25 protein-coding genes are annotated in these 18560 nt (G+C 66.2%); 13 read left to right on the top strand and 12 right to left on the bottom strand.

Annotation, left to right across the window (positions count from 1 at the left end):
* Positions 1-4: 4 nt before the first annotated feature.
* Together HGAM_RS16705 and HGAM_RS16700 are read right to left on the bottom strand one after the other, a co-directional pair.
* Positions 5-307: a DF family (seleno)protein gene (locus HGAM_RS16705; RefSeq protein ID WP_019146646.1), complete on the bottom strand. Its 303-nt coding sequence runs from the start codon at positions 305-307 to the stop codon at positions 5-7.
* Between the two features lie 212 nt (positions 308-519).
* Positions 520-795, bottom strand: coding sequence for a hypothetical protein (locus HGAM_RS16700; RefSeq protein ID WP_019146645.1), 276 nt, complete (start codon positions 793-795; stop codon positions 520-522).
* 586 nt (positions 796-1381) lie between these two features.
* Between HGAM_RS16700 and HGAM_RS16690 the strand changes: the two genes are divergently transcribed.
* The 4 genes from HGAM_RS16690 (at position 1382) to HGAM_RS16675 (ending at position 4139) form a co-directional block, all read left to right on the top strand.
* Positions 1382-1963: a DUF305 domain-containing protein gene (locus HGAM_RS16690; protein WP_019146643.1), complete on the top strand. Its 582-nt coding sequence runs from the start codon at positions 1382-1384 to the stop codon at positions 1961-1963.
* Between the two features lie 77 nt (positions 1964-2040).
* Complete coding sequence (locus HGAM_RS19915; protein WP_019146642.1) at positions 2041-2874, top strand: F510_1955 family glycosylhydrolase; 834 nt, start codon at positions 2041-2043, stop codon at positions 2872-2874.
* Positions 2875-2967: 93 nt separating this feature from the next.
* On the top strand, positions 2968-3375 hold the full coding sequence (locus HGAM_RS16680; RefSeq protein ID WP_019146641.1) for a four-helix bundle copper-binding protein: 408 nt from the start codon (positions 2968-2970) through the stop codon (positions 3373-3375).
* Positions 3376-3557: 182 nt separating this feature from the next.
* Positions 3558-4139, top strand: a complete 582-nt coding sequence (locus tag HGAM_RS16675; RefSeq protein ID WP_019146640.1) for a DUF4396 domain-containing protein — start codon at positions 3558-3560, stop codon at positions 4137-4139.
* A gap of 23 nt (positions 4140-4162) precedes the next feature.
* On the opposite strand, the gene HGAM_RS19910 is transcribed toward HGAM_RS16675, so the two are convergent.
* Complete coding sequence (locus HGAM_RS19910) at positions 4163-5044, bottom strand: ATP-binding protein (RefSeq protein ID WP_019146639.1); 882 nt, start codon at positions 5042-5044, stop codon at positions 4163-4165.
* A gap of 61 nt (positions 5045-5105) precedes the next feature.
* Here HGAM_RS19910 and HGAM_RS19905 point away from each other — a divergent pair, with 61 nt between their 5' ends.
* Positions 5106-5585, top strand: a complete 480-nt coding sequence (locus HGAM_RS19905; RefSeq protein ID WP_020693585.1) for a hypothetical protein — start codon at positions 5106-5108, stop codon at positions 5583-5585.
* Positions 5582-5926, top strand: coding sequence for a DEAD/DEAH box helicase family protein (locus HGAM_RS20480; protein ID WP_020693584.1), 345 nt, complete (start codon positions 5582-5584; stop codon positions 5924-5926). Before HGAM_RS19905 ends, HGAM_RS20480 begins: the two co-directional genes overlap by 4 nt.
* 127 nt (positions 5927-6053) lie before the next feature.
* Here HGAM_RS20480 and HGAM_RS16660 read toward each other — a convergent pair whose 3' ends face one another.
* From HGAM_RS16660 to HGAM_RS19900, 3 genes are all read right to left on the bottom strand, one after another.
* A complete protein-coding gene (locus HGAM_RS16660) occupies positions 6054-6722 on the bottom strand; it encodes a hypothetical protein (RefSeq protein ID WP_218915323.1) in 669 nt (222 codons plus the stop codon).
* Between the two features lie 161 nt (positions 6723-6883).
* Positions 6884-7564 carry a hypothetical protein gene (locus tag HGAM_RS16655; RefSeq protein WP_019146636.1) on the bottom strand — a complete coding sequence of 227 codons (681 nt, stop codon included), beginning with the start codon at positions 7562-7564 and terminating at the stop codon, positions 6884-6886.
* Between the two features lie 213 nt (positions 7565-7777).
* A complete protein-coding gene (locus tag HGAM_RS19900) occupies positions 7778-8167 on the bottom strand; it encodes a 4-fold beta flower protein (protein ID WP_020693582.1) in 390 nt (129 codons plus the stop codon).
* 258 nt (positions 8168-8425) lie between these two features.
* Between HGAM_RS19900 and HGAM_RS16645 the strand changes: the two genes are divergently transcribed.
* From HGAM_RS16645 to HGAM_RS16635, 3 genes are all read left to right on the top strand, one after another.
* Positions 8426-9031, top strand: coding sequence for a DUF4145 domain-containing protein (locus tag HGAM_RS16645; protein ID WP_218915321.1), 606 nt, complete (start codon positions 8426-8428; stop codon positions 9029-9031).
* Positions 9032-9178: 147 nt separating this feature from the next.
* Positions 9179-9550, top strand: coding sequence for a hypothetical protein (locus HGAM_RS16640; RefSeq protein WP_019146633.1), 372 nt, complete (start codon positions 9179-9181; stop codon positions 9548-9550).
* A 1-nt stretch (position 9551) separates the two neighbouring features.
* Complete coding sequence (locus HGAM_RS16635; RefSeq protein WP_172636464.1) at positions 9552-10226, top strand: RES domain-containing protein; 675 nt, start codon at positions 9552-9554, stop codon at positions 10224-10226.
* Positions 10227-10251: 25 nt separating this feature from the next.
* Here HGAM_RS16635 and HGAM_RS19895 read toward each other — a convergent pair whose 3' ends face one another.
* Positions 10252-11181, bottom strand: a complete 930-nt coding sequence (locus HGAM_RS19895) for an HNH endonuclease family protein (RefSeq protein WP_172636463.1) — start codon at positions 11179-11181, stop codon at positions 10252-10254.
* A gap of 513 nt (positions 11182-11694) precedes the next feature.
* Entirely contained in the window at positions 11695-12081 is a 387-nt protein-coding gene (locus HGAM_RS16625; RefSeq protein ID WP_147543841.1) for a hypothetical protein, read from the bottom strand.
* A gap of 279 nt (positions 12082-12360) precedes the next feature.
* Between HGAM_RS16625 and HGAM_RS19890 the strand changes: the two genes are divergently transcribed.
* Positions 12361-13560, top strand: a complete 1200-nt coding sequence (locus tag HGAM_RS19890; RefSeq protein WP_019146629.1) for a chymotrypsin family serine protease — start codon at positions 12361-12363, stop codon at positions 13558-13560.
* A gap of 245 nt (positions 13561-13805) precedes the next feature.
* On the opposite strand, the gene HGAM_RS20475 is transcribed toward HGAM_RS19890, so the two are convergent.
* From HGAM_RS20475 to HGAM_RS16600, 4 genes are all read right to left on the bottom strand, one after another.
* Positions 13806-14243 (bottom strand): hypothetical protein, encoded by a 438-nt coding sequence (locus HGAM_RS20475; RefSeq protein WP_020693579.1) that lies wholly within the window; start codon positions 14241-14243, stop codon positions 13806-13808.
* 225 nt (positions 14244-14468) lie between these two features.
* A complete protein-coding gene (locus HGAM_RS16610) occupies positions 14469-14690 on the bottom strand; it encodes a hypothetical protein (RefSeq protein WP_019146627.1) in 222 nt (73 codons plus the stop codon).
* Positions 14691-14720: 30 nt separating this feature from the next.
* The gene (locus HGAM_RS19885) at positions 14721-14906 is read right to left on the bottom strand and encodes a helix-turn-helix domain-containing protein (protein ID WP_081592012.1); all 186 of its coding nucleotides are present in this window, start codon (positions 14904-14906) and stop codon (positions 14721-14723) included.
* A 5-nt stretch (positions 14907-14911) separates the two neighbouring features.
* A complete protein-coding gene (locus tag HGAM_RS16600) occupies positions 14912-15157 on the bottom strand; it encodes a hypothetical protein (protein ID WP_019146625.1) in 246 nt (81 codons plus the stop codon).
* A 619-nt stretch (positions 15158-15776) separates the two neighbouring features.
* Between HGAM_RS16600 and mobC the strand changes: the two genes are divergently transcribed.
* From mobC to HGAM_RS16585, 3 genes are read left to right on the top strand one after another with little or no spacing between them, the layout of a single operon-like run.
* A complete protein-coding gene (mobC, locus tag HGAM_RS19880) occupies positions 15777-16118 on the top strand; it encodes a plasmid mobilization relaxosome protein MobC (protein ID WP_172636462.1) in 342 nt (113 codons plus the stop codon).
* Positions 16115-17782 carry a relaxase/mobilization nuclease domain-containing protein gene (locus HGAM_RS19875; RefSeq protein ID WP_019146623.1) on the top strand — a complete coding sequence of 556 codons (1668 nt, stop codon included), beginning with the start codon at positions 16115-16117 and terminating at the stop codon, positions 17780-17782. The genes mobC and HGAM_RS19875 overlap by 4 nt, the downstream gene beginning before the upstream one ends.
* Positions 17783-17797: 15 nt before the next feature.
* Positions 17798-18517: a hypothetical protein gene (locus tag HGAM_RS16585; protein WP_020693577.1), complete on the top strand. Its 720-nt coding sequence runs from the start codon at positions 17798-17800 to the stop codon at positions 18515-18517.
* Positions 18518-18560: the final 43 nt, after the last annotated feature.

Genomic DNA, 18560 nt, shown 5'->3' with positions numbered 1-18560 from the left:
CCCGCTATGAGTGAGCCAGCGCTTCTGCTAGTTGATCGCCCGTCGGCGAACCCTCGAGTCCGGCGGGTGTCTGGTAGAGCCGGCAGGAGAGCCCCACGGGAGCGCCCGGCTGTGCGAAGGGGTCTTGGCCGTCGATAAGGATCGTCGGGGAGCCGTGGAAGTTCCAGCGCTCTGCTTGCTCCGGAGTGTTCACCAAGACCGTCTCCACCTCGGCGCCGAGTCTCATCGCGTCAAGCACTTGGCGGAGGCGGGAGTGGGTGACCTCCCAGTTGGGACAGTCATCGAAGTACAACAGCTGGATGCGCATGCCCCCATCGTCCACTGCAGGCAACCGCAGGCGTAGCGGGGGCGTGCGAGGGGCGGCACTCAACCAACAAAAATTATGACGAAAGGAGCGTATTTGTCATAACGATCATTATCGGCGCGTGTGTTGTGGGCGGGTCGCCAGAGACCGAGGACGGACGATTCATCGCCCGCGTCCCCCGGGCCAGTGATCGAATCGCCCTGCTGCAAGATCCGCTACAGGGCCCACTCGACGAACACGTGATACGCCGACGCGGCGACGAGGATGTTGAACCACGTCCACATGGCGCTGCGAGAGATGACCCGAACGAACGCGAGGGCGATGAGTGGGTAGGTGATGCTGACAGCGAGGTGAGTCGTTGGGTTGAGTCCCTCGAGGCGGTCGTGCAGGAAGACCCACGCGACGGTGGCGACCAACGTTGCGCCGGTAGCGAGGGCGAGCGCTCCGGTCGTTGGTCTCTCACGCTGGTCGTCGAGTCGGCCGGGCGCCATGAGCCAAGGGTATGACGGCTCCAAGGGGCTTCCCCATGAGGGTTTTAGGCCCTCGATCTACGATGCGAGAGTGAGCTTGATCCGACCACCGCAGAGGCGCACGGGGATGCGAATCCCTGCGTCGTTGATGGTGGTCGTTGCGGCGGCTCTGGCGCTCGGCATCGTCGGGATGCACAGTGCGCTGGCGGTGCCGGCGGGCTCCCCGCAAGGCACGTCCCCCAGCGCCATGGCCACCGAGACCCCGATTCACGCGGATGCTGCTCATGCCCCCGATTCGGACGGGAGCGACGGCGGCCACCACGGCGCCTTGAACGGATCGCACTGCGGCGGTCTGATGGCCGTCTGCTTCATGCTGCTAGTCGGGCTCGGAGCGTTCCTCATGGTTCGTCGTGGGCGGCTGCACCGCATCCTGTGGAGACTCCCCGCGCCCCACCTACTCACCCTGGGCTTCGCCTCCAGCTCGTTCGAGCCGTTATCCCCGTTGAGACGTACCTGCATCCTGCGTTGCTGAGCCGTCGTCGGCGCGTCCGCTGTGGCGCGCGTCCTTCGACGACCCCTCACACCTTTCAGCACCGCAGGAGAAGAAATGCGTACCAAGATGCTCGCGGCGACCCTCGCCGCTGTTGCCAGCCTGGCTGTCCTCACGGCCTGCTCGGACGAGTCGAGCTCGTCGAGCGAGGACTTCAACGATGCCGACGTGACGTTCGCTCAGCAGATGATTCCCCACCACCGACAGGCCACTGAGATGGCCAAGATGGCCGAGGGGCGCACTCAGAACCAGGACGTTCTCGACCTGGCGAAGAAGATCCAGCAGGCCCAAGGCCCGGAGATCGAGACCATGTCCGGGTGGCTCGAGTCGTGGGGTGAAGACGTCCCGCAGGACTCTGACATGGGCGGGATGGACCACTCGGAAATGGGTCACTCCAGCGGCGACGACATGGCCGGCATGATGACCGACGAGGACATGAGCGCCCTTGAGCAGGCCAGCGGCGCCGAGTTCGACGAGATGTTCCTGACCATGATGATCGAGCACCACAAGGGTGCTGTCGACATGGCCGCCACCGAAGAGTCTGACGGCAAGTATCCGGCCGCGGTCGAGATGGCCAAGACGATTCAGAGTGACCAGGAAGCCGAGATTGAGCAGATGACCCAGCTCCTCGGCAGGTGACACCAGATTCGATCATCCGCCTGTGGAGGGCGGCCAAGAACGGCCTGCCCTCCACAGGCCTCCTGCAAGGAACCCGCATGCACTCCCGTCTTTCCCGCGCACTGGCTGTCGTCGTTGGTCCTTTCCTGCTGATCAGCGCCTGCAGCGCCACCGACGACGCCGAGGATCCAATCCGGTTCGAGCACATCCACGGACTCGACATCAACCCCGCCGACGACCGCCTCTACGTGGCGACCCATACCGGTACCTACCGTCTCGAGGACGACGGTGTCCCGACCCGAATGGGGGGCCACCGCGACGACTTCATGGGCTTTAGGGTCGTCGGGCCCAACAAGTTCATCGCCAGCGGACATCCGGCCACCTCCGACCGTCCGAACCCCATGGGCTTCATCCAGTCCCAGGACGGCGGCAAGACGTGGGAGGCCCGGAGTCTGGAAGGGCGGTCCGACCTACACGCGATCGACGCGCACGCCACGGGAACGATCACGGCAATCGACTCGACCAGGAACGCGGTCATTCAGTCCGATGATCAAGGCCGGACCTGGCGCGACAGTTGGCGACGGACCCACCTCATCGACATCGCCGCTATGCCGCGTAGCCCGCGCGCCTTCGTTGCGACCCGGACCGACGGAATAGTCACCATCGTCGACGGTGCCCGAGAGCGGGTGGTCGACGACGCCCCGGCCCTGACTTACGTCGATGGGACGACCGATGGAACGCTCGCCGGCCTGGACACCGAGGGGCGAGTGTGGGTCAGTCTCGACGCTCACGGGTGGGCCCCAGCCGGCGGATCGGTCAAGGGTGTCCCCGCTGCGATCAGCGTTCGGGGCGGCACCTGGTACGCCGCGACTTCCCAAGGCATCTACAGCAGCTCCGACCGTGGCGGCTCCTGGAAGCTGCTGCTCACCTGAGTCGCCCCTCGGGTCCAGTTCAGGAATCCCCCCACCGGGTACGAGCCAGATGTGTACCAACCCCCACGTCGCCACTAGCGGAAAGGAACTGAGATGACACACAACACCAGCGAGCTGTTGGAGGCGTATCCGGCCTCGATCAACCTCGACCGGGACCTGTTGGCGAAGTGCATCGCCGCGTGCATCGAATGTGCGCAGGCGTGCACCGCCTGCGCCGATGCGTGTCTGAGCGAAGAGATGGTCGCTGACCTGCGCAAGTGCATCCGCACCGATCTGGACTGTGCTGATCTGTGCGAGACCACCGCACGGGTGCTGTCTCGGCACACCGGCTACGACGCGAGCATCACTCGCGCCGTGCTGACCGCATGCATGACCGCCTGCCGATCCTGCGCAGAGGAGTGTGAAGCCCACGCGAGCATGCACGAGCACTGTCGACTGTGCGCAGAAGCCTGCCGCGCGTGCGAACAGGCCTGCGAGGCGCTACTCGCGGCGATCGGCTGAGCGTTGCGCCGGCGCCCCCGTAAGTGATACCCCCCAGGGGTATCGTGTGACGTCGCCGGCGAGCCACGCCTAGGACAGCGGAGGTATCAGTGATTACGCACCACGAGCACCATTCAGCGACGGGGTCTGAGCCGCGGTCTGCGGCGCCAGGGCGCCGTGAAGGCGATGGCGGTACAGCCAGGATGGCGGCTAGCGCGACGCTCCACTGCCTCACGGGCTGCGCCATCGGCGAGATTGTCGGCCTGATCATCGGCACGGCAGCCGGCCTTGGAACGGCGACCACCGTCGCGATCTCGGTGACGCTGGCGTTCCTGTTCGGCTACGCGCTTTCCACTCTGCCCCTGCTGAAAGCTGGGTTGGCAGTGGGGACAGCGCTGAGCTTGGTCCTGGCTGCTGACACGCTGTCGATCCTCACGATGGAGATCGTGGACAACTTGGTCATGGTCGTTATCCCCGGGGCCATGGACGCCGGGCTGGTCAACCCCAAGTTCTGGATCAGCATGATGATCGCACTCGCTGTGGCCTTCCTGGCCGCCTTCCCGCTGAATCGCTACCTGCTGCAACGCGGCAAGGGGCACGCCCTGACCCACCACCACCATCACGGGTCCAGCGCCGGCAGTTCGCGCCCTTGGATTCCGGCGTTCAGCAGCGGAGCCCTGGCAGCGGTCATCGTGGCGTTCATGCTGGGAGGCCTGCTTGTCTCCGTGGCGGCTGACACCTCCGACCCGGACGTCTCACACAGCGCCGACCGGCTTGAGCGCTAGCCGTCCGTCATTCGACCGAAGCGCTAGTCCCCCACCTCGGGATGGTGGCGGGCCAGGTACGCCGCCATGCCCGGCACCGTGTAGGCGACCTGGCCGTGCTCGGGGGCGTAGATCAGGCCCTTGTTCATCAGCTGGGCACGGTACGGGCCCAAACTCGTAGGCCGCAGACTCATCCGGCGGGCGATGTCCGCTGTCGAGGACGGGGCGTCCTGGTCGTCGGCCATCGCCTGAAGAAAGCGGCGCTCGGACGGAGTCGCCCGGTCCCAGCGCGCTCTGAAGAACCCTGCATCGAGGTGCTCGAGGCCGAACTGGACGGCCGCCACCGCGTCATCGACGGTGAATACCTTGTGGGGCGCGATGTTCCAGACGGCCTGGCCGTACTCCTGGAGGAAATATGGGTAGCCGCCGGCTGCCTCGAGGATCGTCTGGAGCGCTTCGGGGGTGTAGCTCGCCCCCAGTCGTAGCGCGGGCTCGGACAGCGCGCTGCTGGCCTCGGACGGTTTCAGCTGACCGATCTGGCGGTAGTTGAACAGCCGCTCGGCGTAGGAGCGCGTCTCGGTCAACACGCGAGGCAAGTTCGGCAGGCCCGCCCCGATGATGAAGAAGGGCCACTCGCGCTGGTTCGCGGCATGCTGAGCCGCGATCAACGCCCCCAGCGTCTCCTCATCCAGATCCTGCATCTCGTCGATGAACAGGGCGAAGGCCCGACCCGTCTTCTCCAGGGCCGACGCCAGGTCCTCAACGAGTTCCAGGACGTCCAGCTCGGTGTCCCCGGAATCGCCACGCCCGGGCGACAGCTCGACGCCCAAGGAGACCTGCGTGGCCCCCACGGTGGCGTTGAACGCGCTGATGGTCTGCAGTGCGCGCTTCAGTGCACTCGGCTCGTCGCCGCTGTGCCTCGGCATCAGTGCGTCGCAGGACTAGAGCGCGTCGTTCCGCCGGAGTATGCTAGGTGACATACAGGAGGTGGGCGGCGTGACACTGATGGAAACCGAGGCGCTGATTCAGAACGCTCGGCGTCTGTCTCGACGCCAGCGCGTCGACTGGCTGGATGAGCTGCGCAGCGTCAAGGCCCTGAGCGCCCAGTTCACTCAGGTCGAGCTCGCGTCGCAGCTGGGCGTGGCCCAGCCGACTATCTCTAGGAAGCTGCAGGCTGCGGCGAAGATCCCCGCGGTGCGTCCCGGCTTCGCCGGCGGCACCCCGAACGAGATCATCGACCGCTACGTCGCCGGCGCCCTGCCGCGCGAGGACCTGGTCGACCAGCTGGCCCGCTGGGAGTACGCGAAGGGCGACCGCACCGACGGCCCGCTCGATGACCTGACCTTCCACGTGGAGGGGTCGTTCGACGACGTTGTGACCGCTCTCGACAAGGGTCTGATCGATGAGTCGATCTACGACGAGGTGCTGGACCGCATCGCCGAGGCGCAGCAGACTCCTACCTCGTGACCTCCCCTCTCGACGCTCACGCGGCGCACCGAGAGTCCGTCCGTGAGCTGTCGCGACCGGGTGGCCCACTCGACACCAACAGCGCTCACGCGACCATCCGCCAGCGCGAGTGGTTCCCCACCGGAGATCCTCGACGTCCGAGCGCTGCGCGCCGGCGCCTGTGGCGCCGTCTCGTCGACGAGGTCAAAGCCGAGAAGCCCGACGTCCGGGCAGAGCGGCGCGCGATCGTCCTGGCGGGACCGCCGGGCGCCGGCAAGTCCACCGTCCTCGTCGAGCAGCAGCAGCATGCCGGCGGCTACCAAAAATGTTCATTTCTCGCCGCTTGCACATATGACCGATAATAGATCTTATGTCAGTTAGTGTAGTGCTCGCGACGGTCGCGACTGCTGCGCTTCAAGCAAGCTTGCGCCGTCCTGCGGCAGTCTCGTCATTGATGTTGATGTTCAAGCGGGTGCTTTTGCCGGCCTGCTAGTTCGGATACTCCAGCAGGATGGCACTGGCCGTTTCGAGCGAGCGGACCCAGGTCTCTGCCTCGGGGCGCCGAATCTGGACGAGGTCGAGCATCTTTGCGAGGTCCGTTGCGAGAGCTCTCGAGAACACAGGCTCATGATGAGCGATGCGGTTCCGCAGTTGTCGAATGGCCTCCAGATCATCGGCGACCCGGAGGCGCAACTCCCGCTCCTCCTTCTCCGGCGCACCTGGGAAGAGCTTCAAGATGCGAGTGTTCCAGACTCGCTCGTCGTGCCGCCGAGTGAACATTTTCTGCCAGAAGACGAACTTCAGATCGGCGATCACCTTGCCTGTCGTGGTGTGCTTCGCGCGGGTGGCTCTGAGGTCACGGCGGGGGTTGTAAGTGTTCGCTGCGGCCGGCGGGTTCGGCAGACTGAGTTCGAAGGCGCTGTTCCAGGGCCAGGTTGGGCCATACACGTCGGTGAGAGCTTCATCGACGCTGTTTCGCGTCGAGACTTCCGCGAAGTGTGCGGGGAGCATCAGTGCCGCAGAGATGCGCGCGTTCCAGCCGTAGAGCTCGAGCGCCTTGTCGAGGCTGCCGCTCCGTGCAGCGAGGTAAGTGGAGATCCGCGGCACTGACAGGGTCTTCACGAGGGTCTGGGTCGTTGGCGACATTGCGGCAGGCACCGGAACAAGGTACCGTGGTGGCATTACGAGCCGTGGGTTTCGCGGGCTTCGGCCTCCCCTCGCGGACGATCGAACATAGAAGGGACCCGTCAGTGACGGGTCCCTTCGTCGTTCCATGGCAGCAGGCGCCGAGCGCACGAATGGCGCTCGTTTCAGATCCTTCAAGTCGTCGGTCGACCAAGTGCATTCGGGCGGATGGATCCGGCCCGCATGTCTCGCAGCCTGCCGCCGATGAGGATCCACCCGCACAACATGAGGGCGACCGATACATCCGACCGGTCCCCTTGACGGGCGAGTCCGACGCCCGTTGCAGCGAGGGTTAGGCCGAGGGCGAGGAATGCGGCTGGCGCCCATGTCGAGAGGTTCCAGGGCCCCTGGATCTGGTCGGTCAGCCGCACCGTGGGGACGCCGGTCACCACGTCGCCGTTCTGATACTGCCGCGCTACAGCACGTCGAGCCTCCAGGGCGACACGTACCTCCCGTGCTTTGATCGTCAATCCGCCGAACACGGCGATGAACATGTACGCGTTGCTGGAATCGAGGCTCTCGTGCCAGACCAAGTAGGCCGTGAGCCCGGCTATGAGAAGGCAGGACATGGTCGGCTCAGCTAGGCGCCAACCAGGCACGTAAGCGATGGCTACCAGACGCGCGACCGTTGTTTCGAGCACGTGCGCGAGGGCGAGCCGGCGATCGGCATGCTGTTCCGCGTCCTTCAACGCCGCATAGGATGACGCGTTTCGTCTGAGACGCGCGGCTTCCGTAAGTTGCTCGAACGAAACCACGACGGCTGCAGCCGAAGCGAGAGCCGCCGTCACGGCGCCGACGACTTGGACTGCCTCCACGCGCTAACCGTAGAACCTGCGGGCGCGAGGACAGAGAAGAACTGGCAAGTCTATGCCTATCGATCGCGCGGAGCTCGACGGCTGGTGTCGCTAGTCCTTCCTTAACGACTCACTTGGGGGCTTGACCGTGTCGGCGTCGCGGTTATGTCCATTCGGCCGATGGATCACTACCTGCCTTCCGCCGGCGCGCGTTCGACTGAGTTGGCTTGGTGGTCAGCGTCGTTCGCCGGTCAAGAACTGGTTGAGGGGGATGTTGGACGGTGCGATGCTCTTGACGGGTGCGATAGGCGCGATCTGACGTACGCCCTTGACCATGCGGATCTGCTTGATCATCTTGATGGTGGCTAGGCGCTGTGCGCTGGGGCATCTACCCGGGAGGAAACCGACTCGCATCCCGGAGGCGTCGTAGAGGATGCCGTCACGGAACGTTCCCAGGTGGGCTCCGTCCCACGCGTAAATGTCGTCGCCGGCAAAGTAGGCGACAGAGCGTCCGTCCCACAACACGATCGTTTCGCCGTCGTTGTCGATGTACGCGGTGGGCTCGCCATTGCGGTCGTAGATGGTCACTTCCGACACTTCTGCCTCCTGGGCGGTGGTTGTCACGAGCCTATCGCCAGCTGTGTCGCTATCGGATGCTCACAAGACGTCGACTCGATGAGGCACGGCGACGCAATCGTGCCGCGAATCGATCTTGTGTAAGCCTGCTCCGTACGGAGTGCCAGGTGACTTGGGAAAACGCTCTCGGCATCGACCTCGGCGACTGTGGCCTGTTTCCCCTACCGATCGGGTTAGAGTCCCGGAGCGCCCCTCTACGAAAGCTTAGAGAACACTCGGTGTGGTCGCTGCGGCGTGCTATCCCACATGACGCCGGTGCAGGACGCGGCCACCGGGGCGGCGATTGGTCCGGGTCTGCGGGTCGTGGATCGGGCGTTCGCTTGCGACAACTGCAAACGGATGAGCATCCGCTCGGACGCCGAACGCGCTAGCAGTAGCGGTCTCTACTCGCGCGACCCGGACTACCTGCCGGTGTGGGTGCCCCGCGATGCAGAGTCGCGCGACTTCCCGGACGTGCCTGCGCACATCGCGGGTGCGGCGACCGAGGCCACGCTCTGCCTGAGTGTCGGCGCGTTCCGAGCGGTTGGATCGCTCGCGCGGGCCGTCATCGAGGCCACGGCGAAGGACAAGGGCATCACGAAGGGGCGACTGCTCGAGAAGATCGATGCGATGTATGAGCAGCGGATCCTTCGTGAGCACATTCGGGACGCTGCACACGAGATTCGGCACTTCGGAAACGACATGGCGCATGGCGATTTCGTCGACAGTGTGGTCGCCGAGGAGGCAGAGGAGATTGTTGGCCTCATGGATGAGGTGCTTGCTGAGGTCTACCAGTCGCCGGCTCAAGTTGCGCGCCGTCGGGCGGCCCGCCTGGCGAAGAAGGGAGTCGAGCGCGGCACGCCAGGGGCGTGAAGGGATTTTCGGGCTCGGTGGCGGAGCTGCGTGTCCCGGCAGCGGTGCGTATGCGGCTCTAATGCATCACGTATGCAATTGAGATGCGTGCTTGGCGCCAAGTTTTGTGGCACGATTGAGAAGAGCCACGATCGTCAGGAGCGACCCATGAGCGCCACTCACCCTGTTGCCGCACGCGCCCACCGCAACGCGCTGCAGCTCACCCCGCAGGACCTTGTCACCGCGCTGAACTCGAAGCTCGGCGCGAAGATCGTCGCGTTCATCGCAGGCAAGACGCCTTCGACCGTCTCGCGTTGGGCTGCTGGCCAGGTCACCCCTGATGAGGACGCGCTGCGCCCGCTGCGCACCGCGCACCAGGTTTTCGAGATGCTTGAGGCCGAGGATTCTGATCACACGATCCGCGCCTGGTTCGTCGGCATGAATCCCCAGCTCGACGACGTCTCCCCCGCTGAAGCGCTCCGGGACGGCGAGCTGCGCGAGGTCATGGCTGCCGCACGGGCCTTCCACGCTGGCGGCTGAGTTGGCTACGCCCAAGACGGTCAGCGCCCCGCCGGTCACATACCGGGTGGCGCGGGCTGATGATCCTCTCCGGACCTCCACCATCCGTCCTGAAGACGTCCTGCTCAAGGCGACCGGCAACCGGTACGACATTCCCGGCACCGGCGTGCTCTACCTAGCCAGCTCGCGAGTCGCCTGCTTCGCCGAGACGCTGTCGCGCTTCCGCCCCTCCCCCGCGATGCGCGAGCTCCTAGCTGACGACGACGACCCTGCGTTCATGCCGCTGGGCGCCGTACCGCAGGACTGGCGCACGAAAAGGACCCTGGCGACCGTCCAGGTCGACGACCGTGCGACATTCCTGGACGTCGACGCCCCGGAGACGACCACGTGGCTCAGTGAACGCATGGCTGCCGTCTTGCCGTCCCTGGGCTACGACAAGCCCCTGGACCTCAGCGACCTGCACGGGCGCGATCGCGCCCTGACCAGGCTTGTGGCGATGACCGTGTTCAGCGAAGAGAACCAGGACGGCTACTTCCTCTACGACGGCATCAAGTACACCTCGCGCTTCGGCACGGATTGGACGTGCTGGGCGGTGTTCGAAGGTGCGGACACGCGCGTGCTGGCCAACGAACCGATCCGGGCCAACGACCCCGACCTGCAGCGGCTCGCGCAGCAGTGGGACCTACGAGTCCACTAACCCGCACGCTCGAGCGCTGATTGAGTCAGTTGCGCGCTCGACGGTACCCGGCTGCGACCGCGTCAGACTCGCTCCTGAAGCACTCCTCGGGCTTGGTGGCGTCGTAGGAGCCGCCGCCGGGAACGTGGTAAATCATCGAGTCGGCGTTGCCCTTGATCGGGTGGCTGTCGGGGCAGTCGTAGCCGCCGTTGCCGGGCACCGAGGGGCTGCCGCCACCGCTGTTGCCGCCATCGTTCCCCCCGCGCCGGTTGCCGCTGGTGCCGATGCCGCCGGCGTTCTTGACCGTGCCGCGGGCAGGCTTGGTCACCATGGTCCGCTTCTTGCCGCAGGCGTTGAGCTTGGACTTGACCTGGCGGTACTCGGTGCGGTCCATCGTCAGCTTCCAGCGGTACTTCACCGCGGTCCACTTGGCGACGTAGGAGCAGGTGCTGCGCTTGGGCATCCATTCGGCCGGGTCGCCGTCGGATTTGGACCGGTTGGAGGCCTTGGAGACCGCGATCAGGGTGTGGGTGTAGCCCGTGTCGTTGGCGAACGCGGTCCGCTTGTTCTTGGACCATTTGCGCGCGCCCGAGCGCCACGCCTCGGCCAGGGGCACCATGTGGTCGATCTCGACCGAGGCGGCACGGCTCATTCGCTTGCCGTCGTAAGCCGACACCCACCGACCCTTCTTGACCGTGCAGCTGGAGGTCTGAGTCGTGCGCTTCTTCGACTCGTCCTTCAACACGACCGCGCGGGTGTCGCACCTGCCCTTCTTGTTCACCCAGTGCTTGAACCTGGAGCGCTCGTACGAGGAAGCACCCTTCTCCGAGGAGACCTTCACCTTGCTCAGCAGAGTGACGGCAGCGACGCGCTTGGAATCGGCTTCCGCTGGCGTGGCTACAGCGACCGTAGTGCCGGCGACGATGACAAGACTGACAAGACAGGCGGCGATGTCGCGTGCCCGAGTGGTGACCATGACGCACATTCTCGAGCGCGGTGCCTTCGGCCGGGGCCCGAATCGGCAAACTTGTCGGTTACCCGGTCGCCAGTCCGCCAGTGGCCGACGAGTGCACGTCGGCTCGAGGTGGTGGCGCCACAACCCGCGCTACGCGTCCCGCTAGTTTGCTGGTTTGACGGTTGCGGGTGTGCACGCTGTGCTGATGTCGTTCTCGAGATCTGCTGCGTCGCTGACAGCAACGCGGACCTCGTACCGACCGGGGCGCGTTGCTGCGTCAAACGTCAGGATGAGCGAGGTTCGGGCCGGCATGAGCACGTCTTCCAGTTCTTCGCCGGGGACTGCTGACGGCGTGCTTGACCCCTGTGCCGGCACCAGGATCCACGGCTCGCCTTCACGGCCCTCGGGCGGTTTGGCTCGGGCGACCCTCTGCCGGATGGCCGTACCCGTGCCCTGAACGGCGCGGACCGTAGAACACGCGCTAGACCGCTCAGCCACCGCTCGAAGATCGGGTCGTTCGATCTGGCCGCGGGCTCAGGCCCGGGGCATCACACGCGCAGCTAGGTCGAAGCCTGCACAGGCATCGGGGAAAGCCATGCCGAAGTGCTTCGAGGGATTTGCCGGCATAGGAATCGCAGCACCGGCGAAGACGACGCTGTCACCCGGGGCATACTCGAGGCCGTTACTGGTCCGAACCGAGTTCCCGCTCACTCGCGTCGCTTCGGGCATGACGGGCACGAGCTCGACACCTTCGTCGCTGTGCAGGATCAGGCACCCGTCGACCTCGGCCAGCTCGCCACCCATCGCCGCTGAGCGGATGTTGTCGGCCGGACCGGCGAACCGTGCAACCTGCATGGTGCCTTCCAGGTTGGCGGAGCTCGCGTTGCCGCCGCAACCGGCGAGGCCAGCAATCACGGCCACGAGTGCCGCCACCTTTTCAAGACCCCTCATGACGAAAGCTCCAGTTCTTTGGAGAAGTTATCGATTCTCACCGATGTGATCACAGCCTCTGACAGTGTGTCATCACTTTCGACCGCGTGAACGGAGAGATGGACGATGCCCCGAAGAATCAAGACGTTGCTCGCAGCTGGTGCCGCCGTCGGAGTCCTGGTTAGCGGGGGCAGCGCGGGGGCTGCTGGCACGGGCTGGGAACGGGAAGCAGATTCAGAAGGAAAACAGGCAGCGCCGGAGGCGTCGGGCATGCCTGTGGGGATCGTCAAGGTCGGCAGTCGTCGCTTCGCCGTCGAGGCAAACGGAGACCGCATCCCGATCCAAACCGAAGCTGAGTCACTGCGTCAGGACGCCACGCTCGTCGCCGAGGCGGAAGGCATGAGTGTTGCTGAGGCCACCGAACAACTGGAACTTCAAGACCAGTTGGCTCCGCTGGGAGGCAAGATCCGCGACTTGCTTGGCGATCGCGTTGTCCACGTCGGCATCGTGTATGAGCCGGTGTACGAACTCGAGGTTCGTATCGCCGATGGACCGCGTGCGGATGATGTTGAGACTCTTGCGGAGGAGTCCGGTCTGCCGGTCAGTGTGCGATACACCTCGGAGCCGACCGAAGCTGGACTCGTGCAGGCTCGCGAGAGGTTCGAGCCGGATTGGCGAACCGAGTTTCCGGCAATCGTGAACGTCGATGTCGAGACAGAGTTCTCTCGCTACAACTTCGACCTCAGCGACGCGTCGGACAAGGTCCGAGCTCAGATCACCGAAGTGGTCAAGCGCGACGTTCCACGAGCCAACGTGTCGTTCACCGAAGGCGCTGTGACGCAGGACCGGGCCAGCCGTGGAGGTCTACCTCTCGTTCTGCAGGCCAATAACGCGCCTGAGTGCACGAGTGGATTCATGGCCACGAAGAACTCGACCGGCACCAAGGTCCTGCTCACCGCGGGCCACTGCCGAGAGAACCTTGCCTACCGGTCATACCAGAGCGCGAATATCACGGATCTGAACTTCGGCGAGCAAGCCAATAATGCGCGAACCGACGTGCAGTACCACTACACGGGCGGGGTTGGGAGCCCCCTGTTCGTCGCTGCGGACCGGACCAGCTACCGCACGGTGAAGGGACTCGAGAAGCGGACGGACCTAAACGGCGCCCGTATCTGTCACCAAGGGATGACGACCAATTATTCGTGCGGCAACGTCACCACCATCACGAGCAAGCTTGACGGTTGCGGCGCAAACCAGGCACTGGTCTGCGATCCGGTGTGGGTGGTGGCCAAGGGACCGGATCTCAAGTGCGATCGAGGCGATTCTGGCGGACCGGTTTTCGTGAACACGAGGGCCGCCGGTCTGCTAGCTGTCTCGTCGTTCTACCAGAACGGCGATTGCGCTGCAATCGGGTTCGCTTCCCGTTCGTACTTCGACAGTCAGCTCGATGTGACGATCATGACCGAGTGAGCCAGACGGTGCGCGGTTCGGCGATCAAGAATCCTCGCCGGACCGCGTACCTGCCAGTACCGCACGGTCCAGGACACCGGCATAGTGAACTGAACCTACTCTTCACGCGATCCACTTGGCCACGTATGAGCGGGTGCTCCGCTTAGGCACCCATGAGAGGGGTCGCCGTCGGACTGTGACCGCTGAACCCTTCAGAAGGCGGCTGCCGAGGACGTGGACTGACGGGGCTGCCTACCTATCGCTTCCTAGTCCTGAAGGTATCCCGCGCCATCCTTGTACAGGACTTCAATGTGGAGCTTCACGGCCGCACGGGTTCCCCAAACTGCGATGCCCGCTGAGTCGTCGTACGCTGCCGAGATCCCAGGAACCCCCCAGTTCGTCAACTCGTAGCTGTTCCCCGTCTGAGGGAACGACGCCTGGGCCGCACCGACTTCATCCACTTTGATCGTTTGACCGTCCGGATAGATCACCGTGACGCCTTGTGGATCGCAGTCTCGAAGCGCAGGATCGGTCGCCAGTTCCTCAACAGGCACGGGCCGATCAACGGCGCACCTCTCGAGATCCTCGTACCCGGCTGGGATGGAGACGCCTTCCGAATCGCCTTGGCAGCCTGTCAAGGCGAACGTGATGGCGGTTATCGCGCTGGCTGCTCCTTTGCTGAATACTTTCTGACCGTTCATCATTTACTCCTTAATAGGTCTTGTTGGCCCGCACTTTGCATTTCGATCCAGCCAGTTTGCCGAAAAGGCACTGAAGCGACGGTTTGGGGCTTCGGTAGATCTGGACCCAGTCCGCCCGACCTGACCGCCGCCTCTCAGGCCCCCTGGATGCGCTGTCGCGGACACGTCAGTCCACAGGACCCGGAGAAGCTGTTCGGCGCGGCTGCCGGCCGGGCGTGTGAATGCAGATCAGCTTGCAGCCGCGATCTGGCAGGTGAGCGCGAGCAGGAGCAGGCAGACCGCCCACCCGAGTCGGTGCGTGAAGGTCCGGCGGATCTGGGCGGCCTGTTCTGGGTGTCCGTCGGCGAGCTGTTGGCGGACGAGCCCGGGCTCGCGCAGCGACTTGATGATGAGCGCGAGGCTCGTCAGGGAGAGGGCGAGGCCGAGCGCCAGGAGCAGGATCTCAACCATGGTGTGTCCCCCGCGTCTGATGGATGGTCTTCACCTTCGATCCTGTGCGGTCGACTCCCAGGTGTCCAGCGCGCCGGGGTGGTAGCGGATGGAGCGGCCGAGCCGGACCCAGGCCGGCCCGGTGCCGGCACGTCGCCAGCGTCGCAGTTGCTCGACGTCGACGCCCAGCCGGCGGGCTGCGTCTTGCGCGGTGAGCATGAGCCCGCGCGTGGCCATGGCGCTCACCAGAGCCTCATCTGCTCGGCGTCCAGAGCGAGCCGCTCGAGGTCGTTGACCGCCCGCCAGCGGTCGGCCGCCGGCACGTCATCGGAGCCCGGTTCGGAAGTTGCCCGGGTGTGGTGCGGACGTGCCTCGGTGATGGGGTCTGGGTCGTTCGCGCTGGCGTCGATGATGCGGTTCATGGCGGCGTTGGCGCGTTGGCGGATCTGCTCGAGCTCGATGCTCGAGAGGTCGGTCCGGGTGCTCATGGTGCTCTCCTTCGTTCGGTCTTCGGGCCGCTCGCGGCCCGCTTCTGACTCGGTGACGGAAACCGGTAGACGGACCCAGCCACGAGGCTTGAAGTGACCGCCTGGCCACACCAACCCCCGCCCCCGATAGATGCCGAACATGCGCCGGCGAGTACCCGTCAAGGACGGCCGGAGGCCGCAGCGCTTGTCCTTGACGGGTGGGAGCGGCGCGTCAAAATGTTCGGCTTCGGGGGCGGGGGTCGGTGGCCGGCCGCAGGTCGGGAGAACACCGCGCGTAGCGCCCCTTCCTGATCACCTGCTGGGCGATCCCGCGTGAGCGAGTGCGAGCTGCCCTGAGGCGGCGTCGCGCGGCGCTTGAGCGGGAGCAAGCTAATGCACAAGGGGCCCTTGTGTGCTCTTGGCCTGGACCTGTCGGTCGAGTCCTGCCACACTTGGGGTGTGGAACTGCCCTGGCGGGCTCGCTGCGCTGGGCGTGAAGATCGGGGGAAGTGCGATGGCTGAGGAGCGTCGCGACGCGACCGAGGGGGCCGTGCCGGCCCGCTCTGGGGAGCGTGTTCGGCCGGGTGTGCGGCAGGTCCGCAAGCCCGGTGCCCCGCGCCCGATCACGCACAAGGTGAAGGTGACCGCGGAGCAGGAGGAGCGTCTGCTCGAGCGCGCGTCGGAGCGGAACGTGACGGTGCCCAGGCTGCTCGTGGAGTCGGCTCTGGCCGGTGGTGCGGACGCGGCGAAGTTGCGTGCGGAGATGATCGGCGAGCTGTACCGAGTGGCCCGTCTGGTGGGCAAGGTCGGCGTGAACATCAACCAGATCGCGCGGGTCACGAACGCGACGCTGGAGGCCCAGCCGGAGACCGCCGCGGCGATCGCTGCGCACGGTCGAGTGATGGTCCGGCTCGAGCAGCTGCTCGACGACCTGGACCGTCCGCTCCCCTCCCCCGCGCCTGGTCAGGAGTCGGCCTCGTGATCCCGAACGTGGTCAAGGGCGGCGACATGCGCGGCCTGCTGCGCTACCTCGCCGGACCGGGTCGGGAGAACGAGCACACCAACCCGCACGTGATCGGCGGCGACGACTTCCTGCTCGCGTGGCATGGCAGCGAGGAGTTGAACGCGGACGCGGCTGGGGAGATCTCGGACTACCTCGAGCAGCCGCGTCAGCACTGGGGCACGGAGATCCGTTCGCAGGTGACGGCGGTCGACCCGGAGACCGACGAGCGGGTGGTGGTCGGCTACCGCGACCAGCACGTCTGGCACTGCTCGCTGTCGCTGCCGGTCGACGACCGGACCGTGTCGGACGATGAGTGGCGCGCGATCGCGTCGGACTTCATGGACGAGATGGGGTTCACCGAGGCGTCGGGGAAGGCACCGGCGCGGTGGGTCGCGATCCACCACGGCACGTCCAAGCGCGGCAACGACCACATCCACATCGCGGCGTCGATGGTCCGTGAGGACGGCACCCGGTGGGACGGCCGATACGGGGACTACCGCCGGGCGCAGGAGGCGTGCCGCTCGATCGAGCGCAAGTACGGGCTGGCCGCCGTCGCTGGCCGCGAAGCGGGGCTTGGTGCCCGGGGCGCGAAGCCGGCCGAGCTGGCTCAGGCCGAGCGGGCGGGGATGCCGCATACCGCCCCGGTCGAGCTTGCCCACCGCATCCGGTCGGCGGCCGTCGCGTCGCAGAGCGAGGACGAGTGGATCAGGCGCGTGCGCAAGGCTGGCGTCGTGCTCAAGCCGTACTACGCGAAGGGCACGACCGACGTCGTCACCGGCTACAAGGCGGCGTTGAAGCCCGAGGACTACAACGAGCGGCTGGTGTTCTACGGCGGCGGACGCCTGGGCAAGGACCTGTCGCTCCCCAGGGTCCGGGAGCACTTCGCCGAGCCGACGTTGGAGAGCTCGGCGGCCGCGGCCGCGGAGTGGACGGCGGCGGCCAAGGGTCAGGCGCCGGCGCTGCGTGGTGGACCCGATGACATGGCTCTGACCCCGCAGGCGCCGGTGAACGCGGCCCGGTGGCTGGCGGACTTCAACGACCAGCTGAAGTCGATCCCGCTGGGCGACGACGTCGCCTGGTCGGACGCAGCCCGGGACGTCTCGGGTGCCCTGTCCGCGTGGGCCCGGTTCGACACCGAGAACCGCGACGAGCTGAACGCCGCGGCCGAGCAGGTCGCGCGATCGGCACAGGTCCGTCGTGCCGGCGTCCCGCACCGTCGCCCGTCGTCGTCGACGTTGGGTGCCGCGGTCGTGCTGCTGCAGACCCGCACCGACGGCAAGGGCAAGGTCGCCGGCACGCTCATGGCCCGCCAGGTGTTCGGAGCGGTGAAGGCGCTGCACGACCGGCAGGTGGCGATGAAGCACTTGGCCGAGGCGGAGGTCCTGCGCACGCGCGCCCTTGAGCGCCTGCAGCGCATCCCGTTGACCGGGTACGGCGATGAGACGTCGGCGCCGGTGGCGGTCGCGGCCGACCTCAAGGCCGCCGGCGAGCGCGCCACAGCGCAGAAGGTCGCCGAGGCCCAGCGGGGCACTCGCCCCGAGCCTGGTGATCCGGTGAAGCCGCCGTTGCCGAACCAGCTCGGCCCGCAGCGTTCACGACAGCGAACCGGTCGCGCCGGTCGCGACCAGGGGCACGGACGATAAGAGGGGGAACCAGCGATGGTTGACGACGATCCGATGGACGACCTGCAGGGCGCATCGACGATGGCGGTCACCAGCGCCGCCCGGGCAGCCGAATCGCTGCTGCGAGCCTCGCAGGACCGGGCGCTGCGACGTGGAGCGCAGACCCGCCAGGAGGCCGACGACGCGCAGCGGCGCTACGAGACGCAGGCGACGGTCGCCGAGCAGTTCTACCGCCGCGCCGCCACCGCAGAGTTCGTACGCGACGAGTCGACCGAGTCGGTGGTGAACGCCTGGCGCGGGGCGCAGGAGTGGAGCCAGCTGGACCCCGCCCGGTTCGGGCCGCACGCCGCGGCGATCACCAAGACGATCCACGAGGTGCGGGGCGTGGACCTGGCCGACCCCGACCGAGGCGAGCGGGCGCTCGAGGAGCTGCGCGAACAGGTCCGCGTCCAGGGCGGCGTCGACGTCGAGCTCGAGCACGAGCGCCAGGACGACGGCGTCGACCGCGAAGCAGCGCCCGGCCTGGCGGCCGACCTGGAGTACGACTCCACCGATGCCCGCCGAGCCCGCACCGAACAGATCGAAGCCTCCGACCTCGCCCCCGAGGTGAAGACCGCCCTGAAGGTCACCGACAACCAGCAAGGCCACGACCCGGCGCTCTCGGCCGCAGCCGGACAGAGCCAGCGGAACGTGATCGAAAAGAGCCGCGCAGCCGCACCCGGTCGGGAGCGCAGGCACTCAGGCCGTGGTGGGTAGAGCTTCAAAGGTCGGGCAGCGGCGCTATGAGTATCGAGCGGCT

Source organism: Aeromicrobium massiliense JC14, assembly GCF_000312105.1.
Taxonomy (GTDB): domain Bacteria; phylum Actinomycetota; class Actinomycetes; order Propionibacteriales; family Nocardioidaceae; genus Aeromicrobium; species Aeromicrobium massiliense.
This window is presented reverse-complemented; position numbering and strand designations above follow the sequence as displayed.